Source organism: Variovorax sp. 54 (genome assembly GCF_002754375.1).
GTDB lineage: Bacteria > Pseudomonadota > Gammaproteobacteria > Burkholderiales > Burkholderiaceae_C > Variovorax.
The window spans coordinates 5601037-5626215 of record NZ_PEFF01000001.1 but is presented as its reverse complement, the minus strand read 5'-3'; the positions used below and the strand labels follow the sequence as shown (position 1 = coordinate 5626215).

The 25179-nt window shown below is 66.6% G+C and carries 28 protein-coding genes and 2 tRNA genes; 13 read left to right on the top strand and 17 right to left on the bottom strand.

The window, feature by feature from the left end:
- Nucleotides 1-14: 14 nt before the first annotated feature.
- The 8 genes from CLU95_RS25730 to hemP all read left to right on the top strand — a co-directional run bounded on the left by CLU95_RS25730 (nt 15) and on the right by hemP (nt 5826).
- Complete coding sequence (locus CLU95_RS25730) at nt 15-1028, top strand: FAD:protein FMN transferase (RefSeq protein ID WP_099796214.1); 1014 nt, start codon at nt 15-17, stop codon at nt 1026-1028.
- Complete coding sequence (locus CLU95_RS25725; protein WP_099796213.1) at nt 1025-2389, top strand: sulfite reductase subunit alpha; 1365 nt, start codon at nt 1025-1027, stop codon at nt 2387-2389. The genes CLU95_RS25730 and CLU95_RS25725 overlap by 4 nt, the downstream gene beginning before the upstream one ends.
- Nucleotides 2390-2490: 101 nt before the next feature.
- On the top strand, nt 2491-3171 hold the full coding sequence (locus CLU95_RS25720) for a Fe2+-dependent dioxygenase (RefSeq protein WP_099796212.1): 681 nt from the start codon (nt 2491-2493) through the stop codon (nt 3169-3171).
- Nucleotides 3172-3282: 111 nt separating this feature from the next.
- Nucleotides 3283-3555: a (2Fe-2S)-binding protein gene (locus CLU95_RS25715; RefSeq protein WP_062473051.1), complete on the top strand. Its 273-nt coding sequence runs from the start codon at nt 3283-3285 to the stop codon at nt 3553-3555.
- Between the two features lie 104 nt (nt 3556-3659).
- Nucleotides 3660-4349, top strand: coding sequence for an energy transducer TonB (locus CLU95_RS25710; protein WP_441351516.1), 690 nt, complete (start codon nt 3660-3662; stop codon nt 4347-4349).
- A 22-nt stretch (nt 4350-4371) separates the two neighbouring features.
- The gene (locus CLU95_RS25705) at nt 4372-5088 is read left to right on the top strand and encodes a MotA/TolQ/ExbB proton channel family protein (protein ID WP_099796210.1); all 717 of its coding nucleotides are present in this window, start codon (nt 4372-4374) and stop codon (nt 5086-5088) included.
- A gap of 8 nt (nt 5089-5096) precedes the next feature.
- Complete coding sequence (locus CLU95_RS25700) at nt 5097-5510, top strand: ExbD/TolR family protein (protein ID WP_099796209.1); 414 nt, start codon at nt 5097-5099, stop codon at nt 5508-5510.
- Between the two features lie 103 nt (nt 5511-5613).
- Nucleotides 5614-5826, top strand: coding sequence for a hemin uptake protein HemP (gene hemP / locus CLU95_RS25695; RefSeq protein ID WP_099796208.1), 213 nt, complete (start codon nt 5614-5616; stop codon nt 5824-5826).
- 184 nt (nt 5827-6010) lie between these two features.
- Here the strand turns inward: hemP and CLU95_RS25690 are convergent, their stop codons facing one another.
- Nucleotides 6011-6418: a GlcG/HbpS family heme-binding protein gene (locus CLU95_RS25690; protein WP_099796207.1), complete on the bottom strand. Its 408-nt coding sequence runs from the start codon at nt 6416-6418 to the stop codon at nt 6011-6013.
- A 176-nt stretch (nt 6419-6594) separates the two neighbouring features.
- On the opposite strand from CLU95_RS25690, the gene CLU95_RS25685 reads away from it, so the two are divergent.
- A complete protein-coding gene (locus CLU95_RS25685) occupies nt 6595-7296 on the top strand; it encodes a Bax inhibitor-1/YccA family protein (RefSeq protein WP_099796206.1) in 702 nt (233 codons plus the stop codon).
- 46 nt (nt 7297-7342) lie between these two features.
- Here CLU95_RS25685 and rlmD read toward each other — a convergent pair whose 3' ends face one another.
- The 5 genes from rlmD to surE all read right to left on the bottom strand — a co-directional run bounded on the left by rlmD (nt 7343) and on the right by surE (nt 12395).
- Nucleotides 7343-8779: a 23S rRNA (uracil(1939)-C(5))-methyltransferase RlmD gene (gene rlmD / locus CLU95_RS25680; RefSeq protein ID WP_099796205.1), complete on the bottom strand. Its 1437-nt coding sequence runs from the start codon at nt 8777-8779 to the stop codon at nt 7343-7345.
- Nucleotides 8780-8845: 66 nt separating this feature from the next.
- A complete protein-coding gene (locus CLU95_RS25675; RefSeq protein ID WP_099796204.1) occupies nt 8846-9919 on the bottom strand; it encodes a sigma-70 family RNA polymerase sigma factor in 1074 nt (357 codons plus the stop codon).
- A 4-nt stretch (nt 9920-9923) separates the two neighbouring features.
- On the bottom strand, nt 9924-10844 hold the full coding sequence (locus CLU95_RS25670) for a peptidoglycan DD-metalloendopeptidase family protein (protein WP_099796203.1): 921 nt from the start codon (nt 10842-10844) through the stop codon (nt 9924-9926).
- Nucleotides 10845-10855: 11 nt separating this feature from the next.
- On the bottom strand, nt 10856-11632 hold the full coding sequence (locus CLU95_RS25665; protein ID WP_099796202.1) for a protein-L-isoaspartate(D-aspartate) O-methyltransferase: 777 nt from the start codon (nt 11630-11632) through the stop codon (nt 10856-10858).
- A gap of 4 nt (nt 11633-11636) precedes the next feature.
- Nucleotides 11637-12395: a 5'/3'-nucleotidase SurE gene (gene surE / locus CLU95_RS25660; RefSeq protein ID WP_099796201.1), complete on the bottom strand. Its 759-nt coding sequence runs from the start codon at nt 12393-12395 to the stop codon at nt 11637-11639.
- A 128-nt stretch (nt 12396-12523) separates the two neighbouring features.
- Here surE and CLU95_RS25655 point away from each other — a divergent pair, with 128 nt between their 5' ends.
- The gene (locus CLU95_RS25655) at nt 12524-13510 is read left to right on the top strand and encodes an NADPH:quinone oxidoreductase family protein (protein WP_099796200.1); all 987 of its coding nucleotides are present in this window, start codon (nt 12524-12526) and stop codon (nt 13508-13510) included.
- A 98-nt stretch (nt 13511-13608) separates the two neighbouring features.
- Here the strand turns inward: CLU95_RS25655 and CLU95_RS25650 are convergent, their stop codons facing one another.
- Both CLU95_RS25650 and CLU95_RS25645 read right to left on the bottom strand, forming a co-directional pair.
- Nucleotides 13609-13956 carry an H-NS histone family protein gene (locus tag CLU95_RS25650; RefSeq protein WP_056583066.1) on the bottom strand — a complete coding sequence of 116 codons (348 nt, stop codon included), beginning with the start codon at nt 13954-13956 and terminating at the stop codon, nt 13609-13611.
- Between the two features lie 287 nt (nt 13957-14243).
- Nucleotides 14244-14319, bottom strand: a tRNA-His gene (locus CLU95_RS25645).
- A gap of 278 nt (nt 14320-14597) precedes the next feature.
- On the opposite strand from CLU95_RS25645, the gene CLU95_RS25640 reads away from it, so the two are divergent.
- Together CLU95_RS25640 and CLU95_RS25635 are read left to right on the top strand one after the other, a co-directional pair.
- Nucleotides 14598-14846, top strand: a complete 249-nt coding sequence (locus CLU95_RS25640; RefSeq protein WP_099796199.1) for a GlsB/YeaQ/YmgE family stress response membrane protein — start codon at nt 14598-14600, stop codon at nt 14844-14846.
- A 96-nt stretch (nt 14847-14942) separates the two neighbouring features.
- Complete coding sequence (locus tag CLU95_RS25635) at nt 14943-15275, top strand: hypothetical protein (RefSeq protein ID WP_095744681.1); 333 nt, start codon at nt 14943-14945, stop codon at nt 15273-15275.
- A gap of 6 nt (nt 15276-15281) precedes the next feature.
- Here the strand turns inward: CLU95_RS25635 and CLU95_RS25630 are convergent, their stop codons facing one another.
- From CLU95_RS25630 to CLU95_RS25605, 6 genes are all read right to left on the bottom strand, one after another.
- Complete coding sequence (locus tag CLU95_RS25630; protein ID WP_099796198.1) at nt 15282-15956, bottom strand: histidine phosphatase family protein; 675 nt, start codon at nt 15954-15956, stop codon at nt 15282-15284.
- 108 nt (nt 15957-16064) lie between these two features.
- Nucleotides 16065-17984, bottom strand: coding sequence for a SurA N-terminal domain-containing protein (locus CLU95_RS25625; protein ID WP_099796197.1), 1920 nt, complete (start codon nt 17982-17984; stop codon nt 16065-16067).
- A gap of 76 nt (nt 17985-18060) precedes the next feature.
- A tRNA-Val gene (locus CLU95_RS25620) sits at nt 18061-18136 on the bottom strand.
- 29 nt (nt 18137-18165) lie between these two features.
- Nucleotides 18166-18438 (bottom strand): HU family DNA-binding protein, encoded by a 273-nt coding sequence (locus CLU95_RS25615; protein WP_099796196.1) that lies wholly within the window; start codon nt 18436-18438, stop codon nt 18166-18168.
- A 209-nt stretch (nt 18439-18647) separates the two neighbouring features.
- The gene (locus CLU95_RS25610; protein WP_099796195.1) at nt 18648-19733 is read right to left on the bottom strand and encodes a tartrate dehydrogenase; all 1086 of its coding nucleotides are present in this window, start codon (nt 19731-19733) and stop codon (nt 18648-18650) included.
- Nucleotides 19730-20641, bottom strand: a complete 912-nt coding sequence (locus tag CLU95_RS25605; protein ID WP_099796194.1) for an alpha/beta fold hydrolase — start codon at nt 20639-20641, stop codon at nt 19730-19732. The genes CLU95_RS25610 and CLU95_RS25605 overlap by 4 nt, the downstream gene beginning before the upstream one ends.
- 70 nt (nt 20642-20711) lie before the next feature.
- On the opposite strand from CLU95_RS25605, the gene CLU95_RS25600 reads away from it, so the two are divergent.
- Complete coding sequence (locus tag CLU95_RS25600) at nt 20712-21674, top strand: LysR substrate-binding domain-containing protein (protein WP_099796193.1); 963 nt, start codon at nt 20712-20714, stop codon at nt 21672-21674.
- A gap of 18 nt (nt 21675-21692) precedes the next feature.
- Here CLU95_RS25600 and CLU95_RS25595 read toward each other — a convergent pair whose 3' ends face one another.
- From CLU95_RS25595 to uvrC, 3 genes are read right to left on the bottom strand one after another with little or no spacing between them, the layout of a single operon-like run.
- Nucleotides 21693-22580 (bottom strand): DMT family transporter, encoded by an 888-nt coding sequence (locus tag CLU95_RS25595; protein ID WP_099796192.1) that lies wholly within the window; start codon nt 22578-22580, stop codon nt 21693-21695.
- Nucleotides 22577-23143: a CDP-diacylglycerol--glycerol-3-phosphate 3-phosphatidyltransferase gene (pgsA, locus tag CLU95_RS25590; protein ID WP_099796191.1), complete on the bottom strand. Its 567-nt coding sequence runs from the start codon at nt 23141-23143 to the stop codon at nt 22577-22579. Before pgsA ends, CLU95_RS25595 begins: the two co-directional genes overlap by 4 nt.
- Nucleotides 23144-23200: 57 nt before the next feature.
- Nucleotides 23201-25174: an excinuclease ABC subunit UvrC gene (gene uvrC / locus CLU95_RS25585; RefSeq protein ID WP_099796190.1), complete on the bottom strand. Its 1974-nt coding sequence runs from the start codon at nt 25172-25174 to the stop codon at nt 23201-23203.
- Nucleotides 25175-25179 lie beyond the last annotated feature (5 nt).

Here is a 25179-nt window from a genome sequence, read left to right as displayed (position 1 = left end):
CAGCACCCGCTCCCTTGGGCCTTTCGTTCAGCACCACCTGGCGCGTGGGCGGCTACGCCAACGCGGCCGTCCCCCGTCGCGCCGATCCCGCCAGCCTTCAGCAGCTCGGCGGGCAGACGATGGGCACGACCTGGTCGCTGCGCTTCGACAACCCGCAGATGCTGCCGCTCGCGCAGATGCGCGAGGCGGTCGAAGCCGCGCTCACGCGCGTGATCGCGCAGATGAGCCATTGGGAGCCCGACTCCCTCATCAGCCGCTTCAACGCGGCGCCCGCTGGCTCGCGCCATGCGCTGCCGGCGGAGTTTGCGCGGGTGATGCAGTGCGCGCTCGCGTGGGCGCAGGCCAGCGGCGGTGCGATCGATCCGACGGTCGGCGCACTGGTGGCGCGCTGGGGCTTTGGCCCCGCAGCGTCGCAGGACAACACCCTGCCCTCGCCCGACGCGCTGGCCGTGATCCACTCGAATGTCGGCTGGCAACGGCTGACGTTCGATGAATCCGATCACACGCTGCTGCAACCCGGCGGCGTGCAGCTCGATCTCTCGGGTATCGCCAAAGGCTTCGCAGTCGACCACGGTGTCGACGCGCTGCGCGCACTCGGCCTCACCGACCTGCTGCTCGAGATCGGCGGCGAGCTGCGCGGCATCGGCCGACGACCCGGCGGCGCGCCGTGGCAAGTGCAGGTCGACACCGAGATGCCACTCCCGCAACGCATCGCCCTGGCCGACATGGCCGTGGCCACCTCGGGCGACCGCTGGCACCGGCGCGCGCTCGAAGGCCGCAGCTGGTCGCACACCATCGATCCGCGCGATGGCGAGCCGGTGGCGCATGCACTGGCCAGCGTCACGGTGCTGCACCCGCAATGCATGCAGGCCGATGCGCTCGCCACCGTGCTGACCGTGCTCGGCCCCGACGAGGGCCTGGCCTTTGCGCAGCAGCGCGACGTCGCGGCCTTGTTCATCTCCCGCGCCGACGACGGATCGCTCACCGAGCGCGCCACGCGCGCGTGGCAGGCGCAGGCCGGCGCATGACCGAGACCTTGTGGCGTGCGCTGGGGGCCAGCGCCACGGTCGCGGCCTATGCCGCGCTGTGCCTGGGCATCTATGCGCGTCAGCGGGGACTGCACGCCACTGCAGCCCGCGAAGCTGCGGCGCTGTCGGCCAGTGACGACGCGCAAGCCTCGCCCACCCTCGTGCTGTTCGCCAGCCAGACCGGCCAGGCCGAAACCATCGCCTGGCAGACCGCACGGCGGCTGCGCGCGGCTGGCACCGCGGTGCGCGTGATGGCGCTCAACGCACTCGACAGCGCCACGCTCGCCTCGGCCCGCCGGGCACTCTTCGTGGCCAGCACCTACGGCGAAGGCGACGCGCCCGACGGGGCCAGCGTGTTCGCCGAGCGCGTGATGGGTACGCCGCTGGCGTTGCCTTCGCTGCGCTACGCCGTGCTGGCGCTGGGCGACCGCCAGTACGCCCACTTCTGCGGCTTCGGCCGCGCACTCGATGCGTGGCTCCACACGTCCGGCGCCGTGCGCGACTTCGCCCCCCTCGAGGTCGACAACAGCGACCCCGCCGCGCTCGCCGACTGGCACTCGCGTTGGGGCGACGCACCCGAGGACACCGACGACGCCCCGGCGAGCTTTGCGCCCTGGCGGCTCACGCGGCGCGAACTGCTCAACGCCGGCAGCACGGGCGGCCCGGTCTTTCACATCGGCCTGACACCGCCAGCCGGCACCCTGCCGCACTGGGCGTCGGGCGACCTGGTGCAGGTGGCGGTCGCGAGTGATCCGGCACGACCGCGCGACTACTCGATCGCCTCCATGCCCGCCGATGGCGAACTGCAGTTGCTCGTGCGGCAGGAACAGCACCCCGACGGTTCCATGGGCGCGGCATCGGGCCTGCTCACCTCGACGCTCTCGGTCGGCGACACCGTCGCGCTGCGCCTGCGGCCGCACCGCGGCTTCCAGCTCGAGGGCAACGAGAACCGTCCACTGATCCTGATCGGCAACGGCACCGGGCTGGCCGGGCTGCGCGCCCATCTGCGCGCGCGCGCCGCCGCCGGCCGGAAAGACAACTGGCTGGTGTTCGGCGAGCGCCAGTCCGCCCACGACTTCCTTTGCCGCGAGGAGATCGAAGGCTGGCAGGCCGACGGCACGCTCGCGCGGCTCGACATGGTGTTCTCGCGCGACCAGGCCGAGCGCTTCTACGTGCAGCACCGGCTGCTGCAGGTGGCCGACACGCTGCAGGCCTGGCTGCGCGACGGCGCGGCCGTCTATGTCTGCGGCAGCCTGCAGGGCATGGCGTCGGGCGTGGACGCCGCGCTGCGACAGATCGCCGGCGACGATCTTTGGGCCGAGCTGTCCGCCAGCGGACGCTACCGGCGTGATGTCTACTGAATCGGACCGGATGGCCCGCCGCCGACGCAACGCTCCCCGTGCGGCATCATCGGCCCGGCCGTGAGCGCGCGGCGCGATTCCTTTCTCCGGAGTTCCTCGAAATGATGCTGCATATTCCCGACGTCCTCAGCCCCGACCAGGTGCGCGAGATGCGCGCCGCCCTCGACGCCACCCAGTGGATCGACGGCCGAGAAACCGTGGGCGACCAGGGCGCGCAGGTGAAGCGCAACCGCCAGCTGCCGGAGTCTTCACCCGTCTCGCGCGAACTCGGCGCAACCATCCTGGCCGCGCTCTCGCGCCACGCGCTGTTCTTCTCGGCGGCGCTGCCTTCGCGTTTCGTGCCCCCGCTGTTCAACCGCTACGAGGGCGGCGAGCACTACGGCGTGCATGTCGACGGCTCGGTGCGCGCCGTGCCGGGCAGCAGCCAGCAGCTGCGCACCGACCTGTCGTGCACCCTCTTCCTGAGCGATCCGGAAGATTACGAAGGTGGCGAGCTCGAAGTGATCGACACCTACGGCTCGCACGAAGTGAAGCTGCCGGCCGGCGACCTCATCCTTTACCCGGCGAGCAGCCTGCACCGCGTGCACCCGGTCACGCGCGGGGCCCGGGTGTGCTCATTTTTCTGGCTGCAGAGCATGGTGCGCAACGACGCACAGCGCGGCATGCTGTTCGAACTCGACCAGACGATCCAGAAACTGCGCGCCCGCCTGGGCGAATGCGAGGAAACCGTGGCGCTCACCGGCCACTATCACAACCTGCTGCGCCTCTGGGCCGAGGTGTAACACCGGCTTGCAAACTCCGACCGCATGTCAGCCATAGTTATTGCAAATGCGATGGATTCTTATTTATAATGAGTCACATCCAACAGCCAGCCAACTGCCGCTTTCACTGCCATGATCGTTTGCGTCTGCCGCCGAGTCTCTGACCGTGAAATCGCACGTCATGTGCGCGCGGGCATGACTTTCGACGAAGTCCAGTTCGAACTCGGCGTGGCCACCCAGTGTGGCCAGTGTGAAGGTTGTGCCCGCGACATCGTGGCGCAGTGCAGCGTCTCTCACCCGGTGGCCGCACTCAACTGCGAATCGGCGCCGAGAGCGATCCAGCTTGCCAACTCCATCAAGGAAAGCAAAGCATGGAACTCGTCTCGGCTCTCGGCGGCAGCCTGATCCTCGTCGCCGGCTCTGTCTGGTGGATTTTTCGCAAGTAGCGTCTCTGTAGCGGTTTTGCTGCAATCGGGGCACGATTTGTAGTGCCCGCATTCGAATGGTTGATCGTGTCTGACCGCTTTGCCCCCCCTCCCTCCTTTCTTGGCCTGTCGCGCACTGTCGTCATTGCCGGCGGTGTGATCCTCTTTCACGGCGCCGCGCTGTGGGCGCTGCAAAGCGGCCTGCTGCGCCGGGCCGCCGAAGTGGTGATTCCCGTCGAGATCCTCAGCCAGTTCGTCGAGCCGCCAAAACCCAAGGCCGACCCGCCGCCCCCGCCTCCTCCGCCGCCGCAACCCAAGGTGAGCAAGGCGCCGCCGCCGCCGCGCCCGCAGGCCATCCGCGAGCCCAAGCCGACGCCCGCGCCGAACGCGCCCGCAGGCACCACCGAGCCGCCGCCCCCGCCTGCCCCACCGGCACCGCCCGCGCCGCCAGCCCCTCCCGCACCGCCGCCGTCGCCTCCGGCGCCGCCGGCTGTGTCATTGCCGTCGAGCAACGCCGACTATCTACAAAATCCGAAGCCGGTTTACCCGGCCATGAGCAAGCGCCTCGGCGAGCAGGGCAAAGTGATCGTGCGCGTGCTCGTGGGCGTTGACGGACTGCCTAAAAGCGCGGACGTCAAGAAGTCCAGCGGCTTCGATCGCCTCGACGAGGCGGCCGTGGAATACATCATGAAATGCCGGTTCGTGCCCGGCAAGGTCAACGGCGTGGTGCAGGCCATGTCTTACGACGCCCCCGTCAACTACGTCCTGAACTAATTTTTCTCTGGAGCAACTTCGTATGGATTCCCATTTTGGCTTGATGAACGTCTGGAATCAGGGCGACTTCGTCACCAAGGCTGTCGCGATTCTGTTGATCGGCATGTCCCTCGCATCGTGGATCGTGATCATCGTGAAGGCGCTCGACGTCATCCGCTACAAGCGCTTCGCCAAGCACTCGCAAGACTTCTGGCACAGCGAAGACTTCGCCACCGCCCTGAACAAGCTGGGCACCGGCGACGGCAACCCCTTCCGCGCGCTGGCACTCGAGGGCCGAGAAGCCGCAGCCCACCACCGCAACACCAAGGCACACCTGCACGACGCGCTCGACGTGAGCGACTGGATCACGCGCGCCCTGCGCAACGGCATCGACGCCTTCACGGCGCGCCTGCAGACCGGCCTCGCCATCCTCGCTTCGGTGGGCTCGACGGCACCGTTCATCGGCCTGTTCGGCACGGTCTGGGGCATCTACCACGCGCTGATGAGCATCGGCTCGGCCGGCCAGGCGACCATCGACAAGGTGGCCGGCCCGATCGGCGAAGCGCTGATCATGACGGCCCTGGGCCTGGCGGTCGCCATCCCCGCCGTGCTGGGCTACAACGCCCTGGTGCGCGGCAACAAGTTCGTGCTGACCAAGCTCAACAGCTTTGCCCACGACCTGCATGCCTACTTCGTGACCGGCGCCCGCGTGCAAAGCGGCGGCAATGAAGCGATCGTGGTTCCGCTCAAGAAGGGCTGAGCAGCATCATGGCTTTCGGAACCCAAGACGAACCCGATGAGGTGATGAACGAGATCAACATGACGCCGCTCGTCGACGTCATGCTGGTGCTCCTGATCATCTTCATCATCACCGTGCCGGTCATGAAGCACGCGGTCAACATCGACCTGCCCCGTGCCAGCAGCGAGCCCGAGCAGCCCAAGCCGCAGAACATCCTGTTCAGCGTCACGGCCGACGGCTCCTATTACTGGAACGAAGAGAAGATCGACGACAGCCAGCTGCCGAACCGCCTGGCCGCCGAAGCCGCCAAGGAACCGCAGCCCGAGCTGCACATCCGCGGCGACAAGGCCGTGCGCTACGAGCGCGTGGCCAAGGCCATGGCCGAGGCGCGTGAGGCCGGCGTGCGCAAGATCGGCTTCATCACCGAGCCCGACGCGAAGTGATCTGAACGAATGAACAAATGATTGAAAAAAAGTTGATCGCGACGATTGACTTTTTATTGAGAATCATTATCATTCACTCATCGCTTCCATAAAGGAACTCCAGATGCCAGCCACCCCGAATGCCTTTTCTGTTCTGAACCACCCTTCGCTCGACCAATCGGGTGGCGGTCATGCATCGATCCAGGTGGCGCGTCCGGCACCGATGGTCGAAAGCACCGAGCTTCTGAAAGGAAGCAAGACCGTGGGCATCATGCACAACGGCTCGCTCTACCGGCTTCAAGCCACCAAACTCGGCAAGCTGATCCTGACCAAGTAGGTCGATCAGCCCGCCCCTCGCGCAAGTTTCATCGTGGGGCGACTCGAGGAGATTCATCTCCGAAGGGTCGTTTTTTGCTAGCCAACGGTTCGCCGACTAGCCAAGCTTTTTTTCACGCTGAAGCCCCGAAAAAGAAAACGCCGACCAGATGGTCGGCGTTTTGCTTTGGGCGAAAGGAAAAGGCTTACAGGCCGAGCGCGGCGATGCCGGCCTTGGCGATTTGCGCGTCTTCGTTCGACTTCACGCCGCTCACGCCGACTGCGCCAATGACGTGGCCGTCCTTCACGATCGGCACGCCGCCTTCGAGCAAGCCTTCCACCAGGGGCGCCGTCAGGAACGCGGTGCGGCCGCCGTTGATGATGTCTTCATAGACCTTGCTGTCGCGACGGCCCATGGCGGCGGTGTGCGCCTTGGCGGGGGCGATGTGCGAGGACAGCGCGGCGGCACCGTCCAGGCGCTGCAGCCAGAGCAGGTTGCCGGCGTCGTCGGAGATGGCGATGGTCACGGCCCAGTTGTTCTTCAGGGCCTCGGCTTCCGCTGCAGCGGCAATGGCCTTGACGTCGGCGAGTTCGAGGAATGATTTGGTCTTCATGAATAAGCTCAGGTTGCGTCGAAAACCCGACAGCATAACGGCGGGGCGCCGCAGCGTCCCGTCGGGGCTTAAGAACATCGGGCATACGGTCTTTGCAATACCCCCTCTTGCAGCCCCCTAGAATGCGCCCAACTGCGTGTCATTGCATGCATGCAGCAACCTCAGGAGCTTCGGCCATGAACGACCGTGTGACCACCCTCGACACTTCCACCGGCTACGGCCAGACACTGCCGCAGGCCGAACGCCAGCGCGTGCTGCGCAATACCTACTGGCTGCTGGCGCTGAGCATGCTGCCCACCGTGCTGGGCGCCTGGATCGGCGTGAGCACCGGCATCACCCGCTCGCTCACCGGCGGGCTCGGGCTGATGGTCTTCCTCGGCGGCGCCTTCGGCTTCATGTTCGCGATCGAGAAGACCAAGAACTCGGCCGCCGGCGTGCCGGTGCTGCTGGGCTTCACCTTCTTCATGGGCCTGATGCTGTCGCGCCTGCTCGCGATGGTGCTGGGCTTCAAGAACGGCCCCGAACTGATCATGACGGCCTTCGGCGGCACTGCCGGCGTGTTCTTCGTGATGGCCTCGCTGGCCACGGTCATCAAGCGCGACCTGTCGGGCATGGGCAAGTTCCTGTTCGTCGGCGCCCTGGTGCTGATGCTCGGCGCCGTCATCAACGTCTTCGTGGGCTCGAGCACCGGCATGCTGGTGATCTCGGTGGCCGCCATCGGCATCTTCTCGGCCTACATGCTCTATGACCTGAAGCAGATAATGGACGGCGGCGAAACCAATTACATCAGCGCCACGTTGGCCCTGTACCTGGACATGTTCAACGTGTTCCAGAGCCTGCTGGCCCTGCTCGGCATCTTCGGCGGCGAGCGCGACTGAGCCGCTTTCCCCGACCCCAAGAAAAAAGGCCCTCTCGGGCCTTTTTTCATTCCAGCTCGAAGACCGCGATCGACTCGACGTGCGCGGTGTGCGGGAACATGTTCACCACCCCCGCGAACGTGCAGCGGTAGCCCGCCTGGTGCACCAGCAGGCCGGCGTCGCGCGCCAGCGTCGACGGGTTGCAGCTCACGTACACGATGCGCTTCGGCGGCGTCCAGCCGCCGGTGCGGAGCTCAGGTTGCAGGTGCAGGTCGGCCATCGCCTTGGCCAGCGCAAAGGCGCCTTCGCGCGGCGGGTCGACCAGCCACTTGTCGGCGCTGCCGTCGGCCACCAGCATCTCGGGCGTCATGTCGAACAGGTTGCGCGTCACGAACTGGGTGGCCGACAGCGCACGCCGCGCGGGCGTTGCCGGCTGATTTCTCTTGAAGTTCTCGGTCGCGCGCGCCACCAGCGTGTCGCTGCCCTCGATGCCCAGCACCTCGCGCGCCTGGCTGGCCAGCGGCAGCGTGAAGTTGCCCAAGCCGCAGAACCAGTCGATCACGCGTTCCTCGGGCTTCACGTCGAGCAGGCGCAGTGCCTTGCCGACCAGCGCGCGGTTGATGTGCGGGTTGACCTGGGTGAAATCGGTGGGCTTGAACGGCATCGTCACGCCGAACGCGGGCAGGCGGTAAGCCAGCGGTGTGCCGCCTTCTTCCAGCAGCTTCACGGTGTCCGGGCCCTTGGCCTGCAGCCACCATTGAACGCCCTCGTTCTCGGCCGCAAAGGCTTTGAGCCGTCCGATGTCGGCGCCCGACAGCGGCTCCAGGTGCCGCAGCACCAGGGCGATGGTGCCCAGCGCGGTCGAATCCGGCGCGTCGCCGCAGGCCAGCTCGATCTGCGGGCAGGTCTCGCGCGCATCCATGGATCCGATCAGCGCGCGCAGCGGCATCAGCATGGCGCTGACCTGCTTGGGCAGCACGGGGCAGACCTGCATGTCGGCCAGGTAGCGGCTCTTGCGCTCGTGGAAGCCGATCAGCACCGTGCCCTTCTTGACCACGTGGCGCACCGACAGGCGCGCCCGGTAGCGGTAGTGCCAGGCCGGGCCCTCGAGCGGGCGCAGCAGGTTCTCGGGCTTGACCTTGCCGAGGTGCCAGAGGTTGTCTTCCATGGCACGCTGCTTCACCGCCACCTGGGCCGAGGCGTCGAGGTGCTGCATCTTGCAACCGCCGCACGCGCCCGTGTGCAGGCCGAAATGCGGGCAGCCGGGGCGCACACGCTGCGAGGACTCGCGGCGGATCTGCGTGACCGTGCCCTGTTCCCAGTTGTTCTTGCGGCGATGGACGTTGAACTGCACTTCCTCGAAGGGCAGCGCGCCGTCGATGAACACGACCATGCCGTCGGCCTTGTGTGAAACGCCTTGCGCGTCCAGGTCGAGCGACTCGACCAGGAGCCATTCATCGGCGGGGTTCGCGGGGACTTTCTTTTCTTCGATGGATTCCGTCATCCCCCGATTGTCTCAGCGTGGCCGGGGCGGTCCGGCCGCGACGGGTTACCTTCTTTTCTTGAGCCTCTAGAACAGCGAGTCGCGGCCCACGCCGGAGCGCGCCAGCTGCTTGCGCATCTTGGCCAGCGCCTCGTTCTGGATCTGCCGCACGCGCTCCCGCGTCAGGCCCAGCCGCACGCTCAGCACCTCGAGCGTTTCGGGCTCCCGGTCGTGCAGACCATAGCGGCCTTCGAGCACCTCGCGCTCCCGCGCGTTGAGGGCCTGCACCCACTGGTCGAGCAGGCGCTCGACCTCGTGCGTGTGCGTCACGCCGGCCGGATTTCCCTGCTCGTCGTCGGAGGCCACGGTGTCGGCCAGTGTGAAGCCTTCTTCGCCGTGCGCGTCGCCTGCATCGAGCGAACGCGGCGTCTCGGCCAGCGCCAGCAGGTCGGCCACGGCCTGCACCTCGCGACCGAGCAGCGCGGCCACGTCTTCGACGCGCACGCCGTCCGGCCGACTCGCCAGGAACTCCGCATCGCCCTCGAGCGTGCGACGCGCCCTGAGGACCTGCTGCAGCTCGCGCACGACATGCACTGGCAGGCGAATCGCGCGCGACTGCGTGATGACGGCACGTTCGACCGATTGGCGAATCCACCAGGTCGCGTAAGTGGAAAAACGAAACCCGCGCTCGGGCTCGAACTTGGTGATGGCGTGCATCAGCCCGAGGTTGCCTTCCTCGATGAGGTCGGACAGCGGCATGCCGCGCCCCAGGTAGTTCTTGGCGATGTTGACCACGAGCCGAAGGTTGTGCTCGATCATCGATTGCCGCGCCGCGAAGTCGCCGGCACGTGCTGCGCAGGCGGCGGCGTATTCCTCGGCGGGGGTAAAGAGTTCGGTGCGCCGGACCTGGCGCAGGTAGATGGTCAGGGCATCGGCACCCTCGCCGCCCATGACTTCGGCGGTCGCACCGTGAAGCGGGGTCGATGCTGCAGAGGGAATCGACGGATCCGCGGTGGGGTCGTCGGGAAGAGAGTCCGTGCTCAGCGGCTCGTCGCCGCTGTCCTGGTGGCCATTGCGGCCCCCGTTGGTTCGAGGTGAAGGGCTGCCCTGCCCCGCCAGCCCGCGCACGGGCAGTGTGCGGCGAGGGCGGGAGGCAGCCATGGCATCACCGATTGGGCAGGTAACGCGACGGGTCGACGGGCTTGCCCTGGCGGCGGATCTCGAAATGCAGCTTCACGCGATCGGCGTCGCTGTTGCCCATTTCGGCGATCTTCTGGCCCTTCTGAACCGACTGGTCTTCCTTCACGAGCAGCGTCTGGTTGTGCGCATACGCCGTGAGGTAGGTGTTGTTGTGCTTCAGGATGATCAGGTTGCCGTAGCCGCGCAGGCCGGCACCGGCGTAGACCACACGGCCGTCGGCCGCGGCCAGCACGGGGTCACCGGCCTTGCCACTGATGTCGTAGCCCTTGTTCTTGGCTTCGTCGAAACCGGCGATCAGCGAACCGCTCGCGGGCCAGATCCACCCCAGGTCGTCGTCGCCCGAGTTGCCGCTGCTCGGCCCCGAGGGCGAGGCCGTGACAGGCGCCGGCGACTTGGTGCCGCTCGCACCGCTGGCCGGCACGGCCGGCGTGACGGAGGCCTGCGGGGCCACCGGCTTCGTGGTTGCGCCTTCAGAGGAAGAAGAGGAAGACGGTGCCGTAGCGACGGCCGTGCTGCCGCTGGCGCCAGTTGGCGGAATCACGCGCAACACCTGGCCGACTTCGATCAGGTCGGGGTTGTCGAGGTTGTTCCAGCGCACGATGTCCTGCCAGCGCTGGCCCGTTTCGCTGCCGATGCGACGGATGGAGTCACCGGGGCGCACGGCGTAGTAGCCGGGCTTGCCGTAGTTCTCGATACCGGCGAGCGGCTTGCCCGACGCATCGGTCGTGATGGGGGGACCACCGGGCGCCGTCGCCCCGGGTGCGCGCGTCATCGTGCCCCGGTCTTCGACCGGCGCGGGACCCCGCGGTGCGGAGCAGCCTGCGATCACGAGCACAACTGCCAACGTGATGCCTGCGAACAAACTCCGATTGCCAAAACCCTGCATTTGTTATTCCTTCAAGCGATGCCCGATTTTAGGGGGACAAAGTGAACCGCCTCAAGAATGCGCCGCTCGAGCCCACGAGGGGTCTTATCGATCACGACGAGGGCTTGTCCACCGGTGGCGGAATGGGTCGGCGCGACGATGCGGCCACCCACTGCGAGCTGCGTGATCCAGGCCTCGGGCACAGCCTCGCCGCCTGCCGCCGCGATGATGCCCGCGTAGGGCGCGCCCTTTGCGTAACCGATCATGCCGTCGCCCAACATCAGGTGAACGGTGGCCAGCCGGAAGTGCCGCAGGTTGATGCGGGCACGTTCGTGCAACCCGCGCAGGCGCTCGATGCTGTAGACCTCGGTGGCCACTTCGTTCAGCACTGCGGCCTGGTAGCCGCAGCCGGTGCCGATCTCTAGCACGCGGCCGAGGCGGTCCTGCGGTTTGCCAGCCAGTGCCGGCGCGCCCAGCAGCAGCTCGATCATGCGAGCCACCACATTGGGCTTGGAAATGGTCTGCCCCAGCCCGATCGGCAAGCTGGTGTCTTCGTAGGCCTGGTTGACCAGCGCGCTGTCGACGAAGCGATGCCGCTCGACCGCGCCCATGGCGCGCAGCACGCGTGCATCGCTGATGCCCTGGGCCGCAAGCCTCTGCACCATGCGCGCGCGCACGGCATCGGAGGCCATCGAGGGCGTGGACGACACCATCGGCTTGACCGGCACAGCGGGCATGCGCCCGCGCGTGGCGGCCGAGGCAGTGGGGGTCAGTCGAACCGGGAAACTGGGCCGTGGAGGGGTCGCCATGTCGTCAATTGCCGAGACGGGCGACCGTCTCGCGCCATTGGCCTAGGTTGGCGTGGTCGGTCAGGTCGATCTGCAAGGGCGTCAGCGCGATGTGGCCGTCCGCGGTCGCGTGGAAGTCGGTGCCCTCTCCGCTGTCCTTGGCGCTGCCTGCACCGGCGATCCAGTACATGGTTTCTCCGCGCGGGCTGTCTTGCGTGATCACCTTTTCGGCCGCGTGGCGGCGGCCGAGGCGGCAGACCTTGACGGGCTTCAGCTCGTCGAACGGTCGGTTCGGCACGTTCACGTTGAGCAGGAAGGCGGGGCCGCCGAGCATCTTTTCGCGCTCGATCTGCTGCACGAGCCGGCGCGCCACCTGGGCCGCCGCATCCACATGCGCCCAGCCCTTTTCGATCTGCGAGAACGCGATGGCCGGGATGCCGAACAGGTAGGCCTCCATCGCCGCGCCCACGGTGCCTGAATAAATGGTGTCGTCGCCCATGTTGGCGCCGTTGTTGATGCCCGAGACCACGAGGTCGGGGCGGTAGTCGAGCAGGCCCTTGAGCGCGATGTGCACGCAATCGGCCGGCGTGCCCGTCACATAGCGGAAGCCGTTGTGCGCCTTGTGCACATACAGCGGCGCGGCCAGGGTCAGTGCATTCGACTTGGCGCTGTTGTTGTGCTCGGGGGCCACGACTTCGACGTCGGCGATGTCCTTGAGCGCGTCATGCAGCGCGACGATGCCCGGCGCCTGAAAGCCATCGTCATTGGAAATAAGTATCTTCATGGTGCTTCTGGGTGCAGCGGATTGTAGGTGCGGGGTGCGTCGCAGCAGGGACAACGCCGCACCACAGCGCCGCCTATCATCGCCCCGAATTCATTGCCCACACGACTCATTCAAAGGAGACCCCGAGCATGCACGCATGGCTTTGCGAAAACCCCACCGGCGTCGACGCGCTGACCTGGAAAGAACTGCCCACCCCCACACCGGGCCCGGGCCAGGTGCTGATCGAAATCAAGGCGGCCAGCCTGAATTTCCCCGACCTGCTGATCGTGCAGAACAAGTACCAGATCAAGCCGCCGCTGCCCTTCGTTCCCGGATCGGAATATGCGGGCGTGATTCAGGCAGTGGGCGAAGGCGTCACCCACCTCAAGGTCGGCCAGAACGTGGCGTGCCTGTCGGGCACCGGCGGCTTCGGCACCCACACGCTGGCACCCGCTGCGCTGTGCATGCCGCTGCCCGAAGGCTTCGGCCACGTGGATGCCGCCGCGTTCATCATGATCTACGCCACCTCGTGGCACGCACTGATGGACCGCGCGCAGCTCAAGGCCGGCGAAACCGTGCTGGTGCTCGGCGCGGCCGGCGGCGTGGGCACCGCGGCCATCCAGATCGCCAAGGCGGCGGGCGCCAAAGTGATTGCAGCAGCATCGACCGACGAGAAGTGCGAACTCTGCCGCTCGATTGGCGCCGACGTGACGATCAATTACACGACGCACGCGCTGCCCAATGGTTTCCGCGACGCCATCAAAGCTGCGACCGACGGCAAAGGCCCGGATGTGATTTACGACCCCGTGGGCGGCGATTTCGCAGAACCGGCATTCCGCTCGATTGGCTGGCGCGGTCGCTATTTGGTGGTCGGTTTTGCGTCGGGCCCGATCCCGTCGCTGCCATTGAATCTGACGCTGCTCAAAGGCGCGTCGCTCGTGGGCGTGTTCTGGGGCGATTTCGCCAAGCGCGAACCCAAGGCGAATGCACAGATGATGGCCGAATTGGCCCAGTGGTACGGCCAGGGAAAAATCAAGCCGGTGATCGACAGCACGATGCCGATGGCCGAATTGAAGGCCGCCTATGCGCACATGGGATCGCGCGGCGTCAAGGGAAAACTCGTGATGGTGAACTGACCGGGGCACGCGCGCATCACCCTGCGCGCTTCCCAATAAAAAAGCCCGCCGAAGCGGGCTTTTTTATTGGGCGAATGTCCAACTGATTCTGCGGGCAATCACTTGATCTCGTAATCGGAGAGCGACTTGCCGGCTGCCAGGGCTTCCGTGACCCAGCGCGGCTTGCGGCCACGGCCACCGGACCAGGTTTCGCCCGTCGGGCCGCGGTATTTGGCGGCGGCCTTGGCTGCTGCAGGACCTGCGCTGCGCTTGGTTGCGGCGGCACGGCCACCACCCAGCTTCAGATCGGAAGCGGTCAAACCGTATTCCGCAATCTTCCTGCGCACTTCTTCGATCACGCCGGCCCGTTCCTGGTTACGCAGGTCTTCGGCCTGCTTGCGCAATTGGGCAATCTGCTCGTCGTGCTTCTGGATCTGGGAATTGATATCGGCGAGTGACGAAGCCATTGTTGGACTCCTGTTGTGAATTGAAAACGGCTGAATTCTAATTCAAACCACTTTTGCCACAAGCGCCTTTTCAGCAGAAAAATGCAGACGCATTGGTTGAATGCAACAAGGCGCAACACACGCGCACCATTTTGGGCACTTTTCAAAATCAGGGTAGCAGGGGGAAAGAATGCGGCTTGCAACCTGGCGCTTGAAGCGACGGCGAAGCCAGAAATGACAACGCCGGGCAAGCCCGGCGTTGGAATCCCTTGGGTGCTATTGAGAAATAGCGCAGGGACTGAATTTTTTGGGGTGGCTGATGGGACTCGAACCCACGACGACCAGAATCACAATCTGGGACTCTACCAACTGAGCTACAGCCACCGTAGAGCCTCTGATTGTAGCGTTAAAAATCGCGGCTTTCGATCTCGCGGTCACCAAAGACGCCGAAATGCCACATCGACGTGCGACCCAGCGCCTTCGCAGGCCGTTCGCGATGGTCTGCCGCCACACATCCGCCCTGCCCCGTGGGCATAACTTCGCAGTCGCCCGTTCGATGTGTCTGGCCGACACCGACGCGCGAATGCCTCCGCTATCATGAATGCGAGCGGCCCGGCCGGGCCCGGCTCCCGCCACTTTCACTTCTTCAAAGGAACTTCTTCATGAGCATCGTCTGGACTATCCTGATCGGGTTCGTCGTGGGTCTCGTGGCGCGGGCCGTCAAGCCGGGCGACGACTCCGCCGGCTTCATCGTCACCACGCTGATCGGCGTTGCAGGTTCGGTGGGCGTGACCTACCTGGGCCAGGCGATGGGCTGGTACACCGCCGGCCAGGGCGCCGGCTTCATCGCCTCCGTGCTGGGTGCGATCGTGTTGCTGGTTCTCTACGGTCTCATCAAGCGCAAGAGCTGATTGATGCCCCAGACGCCGTGCCGCGCAATGCGGCCGGTGGCTCCGGCTGCCTGAACCCCGCACTTCTTCAGCCAGCCTCGCGAGGCCTCCCCGCCGATGCCCCGCAAACCACGCGCCCGTCACCACGTCTATGTGGTCGAACTCGACGATCGCGTCTGGAACAACGGCCGCTTCCGGCGCGCCAACCCCGACTACCAACTCGGCAAGCCCTTCGTCTATGTCGGCATGACCGGCCTGGACCCCGACATCCGTTTCGACAAGCACAAGGCCGGCATCCAGGCCAACCGCTTCGTGCAGGAGTTCGGCCTGCGGCTGCTGCCCGCGCTCTACGAACGCTACAACCCGATGCCGTATGACGATGCGCGGCTGATGGAGGTCGACCTGGGCATCGCCCTGCGCCGCGCCGGCTACGGCGTCTGGCAGGCCTGACGCTGTTCAGGAATACGTGACCCAATCCTCGTACGCCGGCCCATCGAGGTGCGGCAAGGTGTTGTAGGTCACGAGCATGTGCCGCTTCGGCGTGAAGGCAAACTCGGTCACCGAGCTGTTGCGGATGCGCAGGTTGAGTTCGATGGTCGTCTCGGCGCTGGTGCCCAGCACATGGCCGACCGCGGTGCTGATCGGCCCGCCGCTCGACACCACCAGCACCTTCGCGCCGTGGTGCCGCTCGCGCACATGGTCGAGCGCCGTGGTCACGCCGGCCAGGAAGTCGACGTAGCTCGGCATGCCGACCGGCGCCGTGCGCCCCTGCATCCATGCGCCGAGCCCGTCGCGCAACAGGCGGAAATGATGCCGGTACATCTCGGGTGAATCGGGCTTCTCGAGCTTGCCCTGGTGCACCGTGGCAATGACGGCTTCGCTGTCGTACTCGTTGAGTCCCGGCCACGGCAGCACGTCGTCGCGCGACAGCCCGAGCCCCTGCGCGATGCCCTCCCAGGTCTGCTTGTGGCGCTTCAACGTGCCGGTGATGACGGCATCGAAACGCATGCCGCGCTCGCGCCAGTATTCGCCCAGGCGCACGGCCTGCCGGTGGCCGAGCTCACTCAGGTTGTCATAGTCGGCAGCACCGAAGCTGGCCTGTCCGTGGCGCACGAGGTAAAGGGTTCCCATGCGCCGGATTCTGGCAAGAAGCACGGGCGGCGCTTGTCCCTCGTGCGACCAAAAAAAGCCCGGGTCGTCGGACCCGGGCTTGTTGCGAGCAGCGGTTGCTCGTCTGTATCAGCGAGCCGCTGCAGCGGTCGGCAGCGTGTCGGCCGGCTTCGGCACGAGGATCTCGACCTTGAAGCGCTGCTTCAGCAGCTCGTAGTACGCAGCGGCTTCGGCGGCGGTCACCGACTGAGCGATCTGCATGCTTTCCTGCTGTGCCTGTTCGGCCGTCGGTGGCGTGCGCGGCACGACCTTGGTCACGCGGACCACGGCGTAGCCTTGCATGCCGAGGTCCACGCCGAGCAGCGCGGGCAGCTTGGCGCCATCGGCGCGCAATGCGGCGTCGATCACCGGTGCGGGCTGCGACTGCGCGTCGATGCGCGACACCGTGACCGGCGCGCCGAAGGTGGCGCCGTCGGCCTTGACCTTCCAGGCGGCGAGCTTGGCTTCGCCTTCGGCCTTGGCCAATGCAGCAGCGCGCTCGGTGATGAGCTGTGCGCGAATCTTGTCCTTCACCTCGGCCAGCGGAATCGGATGCGCGGCCGTGTATTGCGTCACGCGGCCCGATGCCAGCTGGTTCGGGCCGACTTCGATGGCTTCGGTGTTCTGCTTGCGCTCCAGCGCGTCGGAGGCATACAGCGCCTGCAGGAAGTTGCGGCTGGCAAGCGGACCCGTGGCACCCGGCGCGGGCGTGCGCGGCACGTTGGTGGCGGTCTGGATCGTGAGCTTGAGCTTCTCGGCGGCCGGCTTGAGGCTCTCGGGCTGCTGATACACGGTGTCCGTGAAAATTTCCGCAGCCTTCGCGAATTCTTGCGTGGCCTGTTGTGCGCGCACTTCGCTCTCGATGGTGGCGCGCACCTTCTCGAAAGGCGGCACCACGGCCGGCTTGATGTCGGTCAGCTGAATGATGTGGTAGCCGAACTCGGTTTCGACGAGGTCGCTGATGTCGCCCTTCTTGAGCGCGAACATCGCGTCTTCGAACGGCTTGACCATCGCGCCGCGCGTGACGAAGTCGAGGTCGCCGCCCTTCTCGGCCGAGCCGGGGTCCTGCGAGTTCTTGCGTGCTACGTCGGCGAAGGTGTTCGGTGCCTTCTTCACGTCGGCCAGCAGCTGCTCGGCCTTGGCCTTCGCCTTGGCGCGGTCGCCGCTGGACATGCTGGCCGGTGCGGTGATCAGGATGTGGCTGGCACGGCGCTCTTCCTTGGTGCCGAAGCGCGCGGTGTTCTGTTCGTAGTAGGTCTTGAGGTCGGCTTCGTTCGCGACGATGTTCTTCTTCGCGGCTTCGAGGTCGAGCACGAGGTACTCGATGCTGGCCTGCTCCGGCGCCTGGAACTGCGCCGTGTGGTCCTTGTAGTAGGTCTCGATGTCGGCATCGCTGACCGTCACCTTCGACGCAAAGCTCTCGGGTGCGAAGCGCGCCACCTGGATTTCACGGCGGTCGTAGAAGGCATTCACCGTGGCCGCGGTCAGTGCCGCCGGCGCGAAGCTCGTGCCCGTCACGCCCAGCAGCACCTGCTGCGAGGCCATCTCGGCGCGCAACGAGGCTTCGTACTGCGCGGGCGTGCGGCCGGTGGCGCGAAGGAAAGCCTCGCTGTCGAAGTCACCCTTGGGTGTGCGGAAGGCGGCCAAGCCGGCATCCTGCGCGTACATGCGCGAGAGGCGGTCTTCGGACACCGACACGTTGGACTTGACCGCCGCGGCCGCCAGCACGCGCTCGCGCACCATCCGTTCCAGCGTGGCGTAGCGCAGCGCGTCGGAGTCGAGCAGCGTCGGATCGACGTTGGGCGACTGCTGGCGGATGCGGTCGGTCTCGACGCGGTGCTGCTGATCCCACTCGGGCTTGGTGATGTCGTGACCCTGGATGCGGGCCACCTTCTCGTCGCCGCCCATGCCCTGGTAGCGCTCGACACCAAAGAAGACGAACGAGGGAATGATCAGCAAGAACAAGAAAATCATCACGACTTTGTTGTACTTGCGGAAGGTATCAAACATGCTTGAACACTCTTTTTCGACGGGCGCCGGACGGCAATAAAAAAGGCGAACCGGTGTTCGCCTTTGCATCGGGTGGTGGTGGGTGCTGAGGGGCTCGAACCCCCGACCTACGCCTTGTAAGGGCGCCGCTCTACCAACTGAGCTAAGCACCCCACCTGAAATACTCTCCGAGTCTACAGCCTCAGTTCAGCGCGTCTTTGAGCGCCTTGCCGGGACGGAACTTCGGGATCTTGGCAGCCTTGATTTTAATCGCCTCGCCGGTGCGGGGATTCCGGCCGGTGCGGGCTGCGCGTTTGCCGACTGCGAAAGTGCCGAAACCGACGAGCGACACGGAGCCGCCCTTCTTGAGCGTGGTGCGAATGGCGCCAATGGTGGATTCGAGCGCACGGGTCGCTGCGGCTTTGGAAATATCGGCGTTCTTTGCGATGTGCTCAATCAGTTCGGTCTTGTTCACAAGGGCCCCTTGTCGAAAAAAAGTTGGTCGGCTTTCGTCAGCTGCGACCTGGCCGCGACGGGTGCGACTCAAGAACATGGCAGGCCTGACGCCTCGGCAGCGCACTGCCAGCGAGGATTACAACCACTGGTCTGCGGGGTGTCAATAAGACACAAGGCTCTGCAGCCCAGCGGAGCGCGCGATTTTAGGGGCGTTTCGCGACGTACTTTTCAAAGGGCCTCGGCAATTGCCTTTCCGAGGTCGGCCGTGCCCGCCCGACCGCCGATGTCCGGGGTGCGCGGTGCGCCGCTTTGGGGCGCGAGCACCTTCTCGATGGTCGCCAGGATCGCGTCGTGCGCGTCCTTGTGGCCGAGGAACTCCAGCATCATCGCGCCGCACCAGATCTGGCCGATCGGGTTGGCGATGCCCTGGCCGGCAATATCGGGCGCCGAGCCGTGCACGGGCTCGAACAGCGAGGGCGTGGTGCGCTCGGGGTTGAGGTTGGCGCTGGGCGCGATGCCGATCGTGCCGGTGCAGGCCGGGCCCAGGTCGGACAGGATGTCGCCGAACAGGTTGCTCGCCACCACCACATCGAAGAAGTCGGGCCGCTGCACGAAGTGCGCCGTGAGGATGTCGATGTGGAACTTGTCGAGCGTGATGCCCGGGTAGCCCTTGGCCATTTCCACCACGCGCTCGTCCCAGTACGGCATGGTGATCGAGATGCCGTTCGACTTGGTGGCGCTCGTCAGGTGCTTCTTCGGCCGCGACTGCGCCAGCTCGAACGCGAACTTCAGCACGCGGTCGACGCCCACGCGCGACATCACGGTTTCCTGCACCACGATCTCGCGCGGCGTGCCTTGGTACATGCGCCCGCCGATGCTCGAGTACTCGCCCTCGGTGTTCTCGCGCACGATGTACATGTCGATCTCGCCGGGTTCACGCGGCGAGCCGTCGCGGCGCACCACCGGCGCGATGATGCCGGGCATCAGGCGCGCGGGGCGCAGGTTGATGTACTGGTCGAACTCGCGGCGGAACATGAGCAGCGAGCCCCACAGCGACACGTGGTCGGGAATCTTCTCGGGCCAGCCGACCGCACCGAAGAAGATGGCGTCGTGGCCGCCGATCTGGTCTTTCCAGTTGTCGGGCAGCATCTGGCCGTGCTTCTCGCAATAGTCCCAGCTCGAGAAGTCGAAGTGGTCGAACTTCAGGTCGATGCCGAATTTGCGCGCCGCCGCATCGAGCACGCGCAGCCCCTCGGGCATGACTTCCTTGCCGATGCCGTCGCCGGCGATGACTGCGATTCTGTGGGTGCTCATGAAGTGGCTCCTGGGTGTTCAGGGGAAACGAAAAAATTCAGCGCCTCGGCCAGCAAGGCCTCGGGGGCTTCTTCGGGGATGTAGTGGCCGCAGGGCAGCGCGTGGCCCGACACGTCGTCGGCCCGCTCGCGCCACAGCGAGAGCACGTCGAACGCGCGCCCCACCGCGCCATGCTCGCCCCACAGCACGCGCAGCGGCTGCGCGAGGCGACGACCGGCGGCGATGTCGGCGCGGTCGTGCACGAGGTCGATCGTGGCGGAGGCGCGGTAGTCCTCGCAGATGGCTTCGGCGGTGCCAGCGATGGCGATGCAGCGTTCGTACTCGGCCAGCACCTCGGGCGCGAACGGCGCGAGCCCCGCGTGCCGCCCGCCCATCACGCTGCGCACATAGCGCACCGGATCGGAGGCAATCAGCGCCTCGGGCAGCGGCGGCGGCTGGATCAGGAAGAACCAGTGCCAGTAGGCCTTGGCAAACGCTTCAGAGGTGCCTTCGTACATCGCCAGCGTCGGCGCGATGTCGAGCAGCAGCATGCGCTCGACCGCGCCCGGATGGTCGGCTGCGAGCCGGTGCGCCACACGCGCGCCGCGGTCGTGCGCGAGCACGGCGAAGCGTTCGAAGCCGTGGTGTTGCATGGCGGCCAGCGCGTCACGCGCCATCTCCCGCTTGCTGTAGACCGCGTGCTCGTCGTCGGCCGCCGGGCGACCCGAGTCGCCATAGCCGCGCAGGTCCACGGCAACCACCGTGAAGCGCTCGGCCAGCGCAGGCGCCACGCGGTGCCAGATCGCATGCGTCTGCGGATGGCCGTGCAACAGCAGCAAGGGGGCGCCCTGCCCGCCGATGCGACCATGGATGCGCACGCCATCGCGGGCGATGTCGAAGCGGGGGAAGTCGAGGAAAGAAGCCGTCACGCCACGATTGTGCGTTGCACCCCGGCGGCCATCAAGCAACAATCAGCCAATTCATACTTTCCGATTTGGCATGAATCCCCACGCGATGGAACGCGGCGATCTCGAACTGGTGCTGGCCATCCGCGACCAGGGCAGCCTGGCCGGCGCGGCGGCCACGCTCGACGTGGTGCCCTCGGTCGTCACCAAACGGCTCGGCGCGCTGGAGGCTCGGCTCGGGCAGCGGCTGTTCGATCGCACGACGCGGCGGCTCAGTGTCACGGCCGAGGGCGAGGCCGTGTGCCTGCATGCGCGCACGCTGCTCGACGGCTTCGCGGCGCTCGAAAGCGAACTCGGCGAACGGCAGAACGCGCTGATCGGCACGGTCCGCCTCGCCGCCACCTTCGGCTTCGGCCGGCGCTGGCTCGGCCCGGCGCTCGCGGACTTCCAGGCGCAGCACCCCGGCCTGCAGGTCGAGCTGCTGCTGACCGAGCAGCTGCCCGACCTGGGCGCCGAAGGCTACGACGGCGCGGTCTGGCTGTGGGCGGTGCAGCAGCACCGCGCCGCCGACTGGACCACTCGCCGCATCGCGCGCAACCAGCGTGTGCTGGCCGCCTCGCCCGACTACCTTGCACGCCGCGGCACGCCCGCCACGGTGGAAGCGCTGGCCACGCACGACTGCCTGATCGCGCGTGAGAACGGCGACGCGGCGCAGTCGCGCCAGTTCGCGCTCTGGACACTGCGCCACGCGCGTGACGGCAGCACGGCACGCGTGCGGGTGCAGGGTCCGCTCACGAGCAATTCAGGAGAGATGGTGCGCGACTGGTGCCTCGCGGGCCACGGCGTCATGCTGCGCAGCCTCTGGGACATCGCGCCGCAGCTGGCCGGCGGCGAACTCGTGCGCGTATTGCCGCAGTACGGCATGCCCGACGCCGACATCCACTGGGTCGCGCCCTGGCGGCCGAAGACGCCGCGCCGCGTGCGTCTGCTGGTCGATCACCTGGTCGAACAGTTCCGCTCGGAGCCCTGGAAGCCGGTCAAGCCGGGCGGGCGCTGAAAGAAAAAGAAAGCGCCGTCAGCGCTCGGCGCGCACCACGAGGCTCACGCCGATGGCCGTCAAGCCGATGCCCAGCACCGTGGTCCAGGTGATCGGTTCGGCGAACAGCAGCCAGGCCATCAGCGCCGTGCACGGCGGCACGAGGTACAGCAGGCTGGTGACGGCCGTGGCCGTGCCGCGCTGGATCAACATATAAAGCAGCGAGCTGCCGCCCAGCGACAGCGCCAGCACCGACCACGCCATCGCGCCGATCGAATGCGTGTTCCATTCGATGGCCTGCGTCTCGAGCGCGGCAAAAGGCAGAGTCACGAGCAGCGCGGCCGCCATCTGCACCGCGCTGGCGCTGCGCACGTCGCACGGCGCGACGAAGCGCTTCTGGTACAGCGTGCCCGCCGTGATCGACAGCAGCGCCATCACGGCCAGCCCCATCGTCAGCGCGTTGACCTCGGTGCCCTGCCCCAGCTTGCGCGACACCACGAGCACCAGCCCTGCAAAGCCCAGGGCGAGCCCGGTCCACTGCCGCCCCGAAATGCGCCCGCCATTGAAAGACAGCCAGACCGCCGTGAGCACCGGCTGGATGCCGACCAGCAGCGCGACCAGCCCCGCGCCCATGCCGGCATGCACCGCAGCCCAGACACCACCGAGATAGCCGGCCTGCATCAGCACGCCCGTGACTGCGAGGTGCCCCCATTGCGCGCGCTTCGACGGCCACGCCACCCGCGCGAGCATGACCCACAGGCCGAAGCAGGCGAGCGACAGCGCATAGCGAACGGCCAAAAACTTGAGGGGCGGCGCGTAGGGCATGCCATAGCGCGCAACGATGAATCCCGTGCTCCAGATCAGCACAAAGACCGCCGGCATCGCCCGCAGCCAGCCTGCGTTGCGGGCCGAGACGGCCGCCGTCATTTGGAGTGGGCCCGGATCTCGGGAATGGCCTTCTGCAGGTAATAGACCATCGACCAGACGGTGAGCACCGCCGAGATCCAGATCAGCCACTGCCCCCAGAAGCCGGTGTCGATCACCTTGAAGAGGTGCCCGTCATAAAGCAGGAAGGGAATCGCGACCATCTGCACGGTCGTCTTGACCTTGCCGATCATGTGGACCGCCACGCTCTTGCCGGCGCCGATGCGCGCCATCCATTCGCGCAGCGCCGAGATGGCGATCTCGCGGCCGATGATGATGAGCGCCACGAACACGTCGGCGCGCTGCAGATGCACCAGCACCAGCAGGGCGGCGCACACCAGGAACTTGTCGGCCACCGGATCGAGAAAGGCGCCGAAGGACGAGGTCTGGTTGAGCTTGCGCGCCAGGTAACCGTCGAGCCAGTCGGTAGCGGCGAACACGATGAACATCACCGTGGCGATCAGGTTGCGCATCGGCTCGCTGATCGGCAGGTAGAAAACGCCGACGATCAACGGAATCGCGACGATGCGCGTCCAGGTCATGATGGTCGGTAGGGTCCAGAACATGCGGGCGATTGTGTCATGCACGCGTGAAGCGCTGGAAGGTCGGGGGCAATCCCGTCTTCAACGCAGCGCGCGATAGATTTCCTCGGCCAATTCGGTGGCAATGCCTTCGACCGATGCGATGTCCTCCACGCTCGCTGCCGCCACGCCGCGGATGCCGCCGAAACGTTGCAGCAGGCGCGCCCGGCGTTTCGGGCCGATGCCCGGAATGTCTTCGAGCTGGCTGCCGCCCACGCGCACCTTGGCGCGCTTGGCCCGCATGCCGGTGATGGCGAAACGGTGCGCCTCGTCGCGGATCTGCGCCACCAGCATCAGGGCCGCCGAATCCTTGCCGAGGTAGACCTTTTCGCGGCCGTCGGCGAACACCAGCTCTTCGAGCCCGACCTTGCGGCCCTCGCCCTTCTCGACGCCGACGATCAGCGACAGCGGCAGGCCCAGTTCGCTGAACACCTCGCGCGCCATCGACACCTGGCCCTTGCCACCGTCGACCAGCACCAGATCGGGCATGCGCGCGGCCGGGGTCTTGGGCGGCGGTGCCTCGACGCCTTCGGCCCCTTCGCTCTCGGCGTCGCCCGGAGCCAGCGCCTCGGTCTCGGCCGCCATCGCCTCGGCCAGCTTGCCGTAGCGGCGGTGCAGCACCTGGCGCATGGCGGCGTAGTCGTCGCCGGGCGTGATGCCCTCGATGTTGTAGCGGCGGTACTCGCGGTTCTGCATCGTGTGGTGCGCGAACACCACGCACGAGGCCTGCGTGGCCTCGCCCGCCGTGTGCGAGATGTCGAAGCACTCGACGCGGAAGTTGTCCAGGTCGTCCGACGCCAGCTCGAGCGCATCGGCCAGCGCGCGGGTGCGCGCCTGCTGCGAGCCCTCTTCGGCCAGCAACCGCGCGAGCTGCAGGCCGGCATTCGTCTCGGCCATCTCGAGCCAGTGACGACGCTGTTCGTGCGGCTGGAACACCGCCGTCACGCGCGCACCGGCCTGCTGCGAAATGGCCTCGATGAGCGCGCGGCTCACCTGCCGGCCCAGCACCAGCGTGGCGGGCACCGGCACGTCGATGTAGTGCTGCGCAATGAAGGCCTCGAGCACCTGCACCTCGATCGGGTCGGCGGCCACCGGGTCGACGCCCTCTTCCGCGTCGAGTTCGCCGTGGTGGATCTGTGCCGCGTCGTCCACGTGCACCGGAAAGTACGCGCGATCGCCCAGGTGGCGCCCGCCACGCACCATCGCGAGGTTGACGCAGGCCTTGCCGCCCTGCACCTTGACCGCGAGGATGTCGACGTCCTTGTCGGACACCACCTCGATCGACTGCTGGTGCAGCACGCGCGAGATCGCCGACATCTGGTTGCGCAGCTCGGCCGCCTGCTCGAACTCGAGCTTCTCGGCGTGCGCCGTCATGCGCTGCTCCAGCGTGGAGAGCACGCCCTGCGTGTCGCCGAGCAGGAAGGCCTCGGCGCTGGCCACGTCCTGCGCGTAGGCCTCGGGCGAAATGAGCGCCACGCAGGGGCCGCTGCAGCGCTTGATCTGGTACAGCAGGCAGGGGCGCGTGCGGTTGGCGTACACCGTGTCCTCGCAGGTGCGCAGGCGGAACACCTTCTGCAGCAGCTGGATCGATTCCTTCACCGCCCAGGCGCTCGGGTACGGCCCGAAGTAGCGGTGCTTCTTGTCGACCGCGCCGCGGTAGTAGGCCAGCCGCGGAAAGGCGTGCGAGGCGATCTTCAGGTAAGGGTAGCTCTTGTCGTCGCGAAATAGGATGTTGTAGCGCGGCTTGAGCGTCTTGATCAGGTTGTTCTCGAGCAGCAGCGCCTCGGCTTCGGAGCGCACCACGGTGGTCTCCATGCGCACGATCTTCGAGATCATGTGGCCGATGCGGGTGCCCCCGTGGCTCTTCTGAAAGTAGTTGGCGACCCGCTTCTTCAGGTTGCGCGCCTTGCCCACATACAGCACGGCGCCGGCCGCGTCGAAATAGCGGTAGACGCCCGGCAGCTGCGGCAGGGCCGCGACTTCGCTGAGCAATTGATCGGAATGCACGTCGGACATGGCGG

Excerpts from the sequence above, each read along its gene's own strand:
- CLU95_RS25725 (WP_099796213.1), top strand. The coding sequence starts at position 1,025 with ATGACCGAGACCTTGTGGCGTGCGCTGGGGGCCAGCGCCACGGTCGCG.
- CLU95_RS25720 (WP_099796212.1), top strand. The coding sequence starts at position 2,491 with ATGATGCTGCATATTCCCGACGTCCTCAGCCCCGACCAGGTGCGCGAG.
- CLU95_RS25715 (WP_062473051.1), top strand. The coding sequence starts at position 3,283 with ATGATCGTTTGCGTCTGCCGCCGAGTCTCTGACCGTGAAATCGCACGT.
- CLU95_RS25705 (WP_099796210.1), top strand. The coding sequence starts at position 4,372 with ATGGATTCCCATTTTGGCTTGATGAACGTCTGGAATCAGGGCGACTTC.
- CLU95_RS25700 (WP_099796209.1), top strand. The coding sequence starts at position 5,097 with ATGGCTTTCGGAACCCAAGACGAACCCGATGAGGTGATGAACGAGATC.
- hemP (WP_099796208.1), top strand. The coding sequence starts at position 5,614 with ATGCCAGCCACCCCGAATGCCTTTTCTGTTCTGAACCACCCTTCGCTC.
- CLU95_RS25690 (WP_099796207.1), bottom strand. The coding sequence starts at position 6,418 with ATGAAGACCAAATCATTCCTCGAACTCGCCGACGTCAAGGCCATTGCC.
- CLU95_RS25685 (WP_099796206.1), top strand. The coding sequence starts at position 6,595 with ATGAACGACCGTGTGACCACCCTCGACACTTCCACCGGCTACGGCCAG.
- rlmD (WP_099796205.1), bottom strand. The coding sequence starts at position 8,779 with ATGACGGAATCCATCGAAGAAAAGAAAGTCCCCGCGAACCCCGCCGAT.
- CLU95_RS25675 (WP_099796204.1), bottom strand. The coding sequence starts at position 9,919 with ATGGCTGCCTCCCGCCCTCGCCGCACACTGCCCGTGCGCGGGCTGGCG.
- CLU95_RS25670 (WP_099796203.1), bottom strand. The coding sequence starts at position 10,844 with ATGCAGGGTTTTGGCAATCGGAGTTTGTTCGCAGGCATCACGTTGGCA.
- CLU95_RS25665 (WP_099796202.1), bottom strand. The coding sequence starts at position 11,632 with ATGGCGACCCCTCCACGGCCCAGTTTCCCGGTTCGACTGACCCCCACT.
- surE (WP_099796201.1), bottom strand. The coding sequence starts at position 12,395 with ATGAAGATACTTATTTCCAATGACGATGGCTTTCAGGCGCCGGGCATC.
- CLU95_RS25655 (WP_099796200.1), top strand. The coding sequence starts at position 12,524 with ATGCACGCATGGCTTTGCGAAAACCCCACCGGCGTCGACGCGCTGACC.
- CLU95_RS25650 (WP_056583066.1), bottom strand. The coding sequence starts at position 13,956 with ATGGCTTCGTCACTCGCCGATATCAATTCCCAGATCCAGAAGCACGAC.
- CLU95_RS25640 (WP_099796199.1), top strand. The coding sequence starts at position 14,598 with ATGAGCATCGTCTGGACTATCCTGATCGGGTTCGTCGTGGGTCTCGTG.
- CLU95_RS25635 (WP_095744681.1), top strand. The coding sequence starts at position 14,943 with ATGCCCCGCAAACCACGCGCCCGTCACCACGTCTATGTGGTCGAACTC.
- CLU95_RS25630 (WP_099796198.1), bottom strand. The coding sequence starts at position 15,956 with ATGGGAACCCTTTACCTCGTGCGCCACGGACAGGCCAGCTTCGGTGCT.
- CLU95_RS25625 (WP_099796197.1), bottom strand. The coding sequence starts at position 17,984 with ATGTTTGATACCTTCCGCAAGTACAACAAAGTCGTGATGATTTTCTTG.
- CLU95_RS25610 (WP_099796195.1), bottom strand. The coding sequence starts at position 19,733 with ATGAGCACCCACAGAATCGCAGTCATCGCCGGCGACGGCATCGGCAAG.
- CLU95_RS25600 (WP_099796193.1), top strand. The coding sequence starts at position 20,712 with ATGAATCCCCACGCGATGGAACGCGGCGATCTCGAACTGGTGCTGGCC.
- CLU95_RS25595 (WP_099796192.1), bottom strand. The coding sequence starts at position 22,580 with ATGACGGCGGCCGTCTCGGCCCGCAACGCAGGCTGGCTGCGGGCGATG.
- pgsA (WP_099796191.1), bottom strand. The coding sequence starts at position 23,143 with ATGTTCTGGACCCTACCGACCATCATGACCTGGACGCGCATCGTCGCG.
- uvrC (WP_099796190.1), bottom strand. The coding sequence starts at position 25,174 with ATGTCCGACGTGCATTCCGATCAATTGCTCAGCGAAGTCGCGGCCCTG.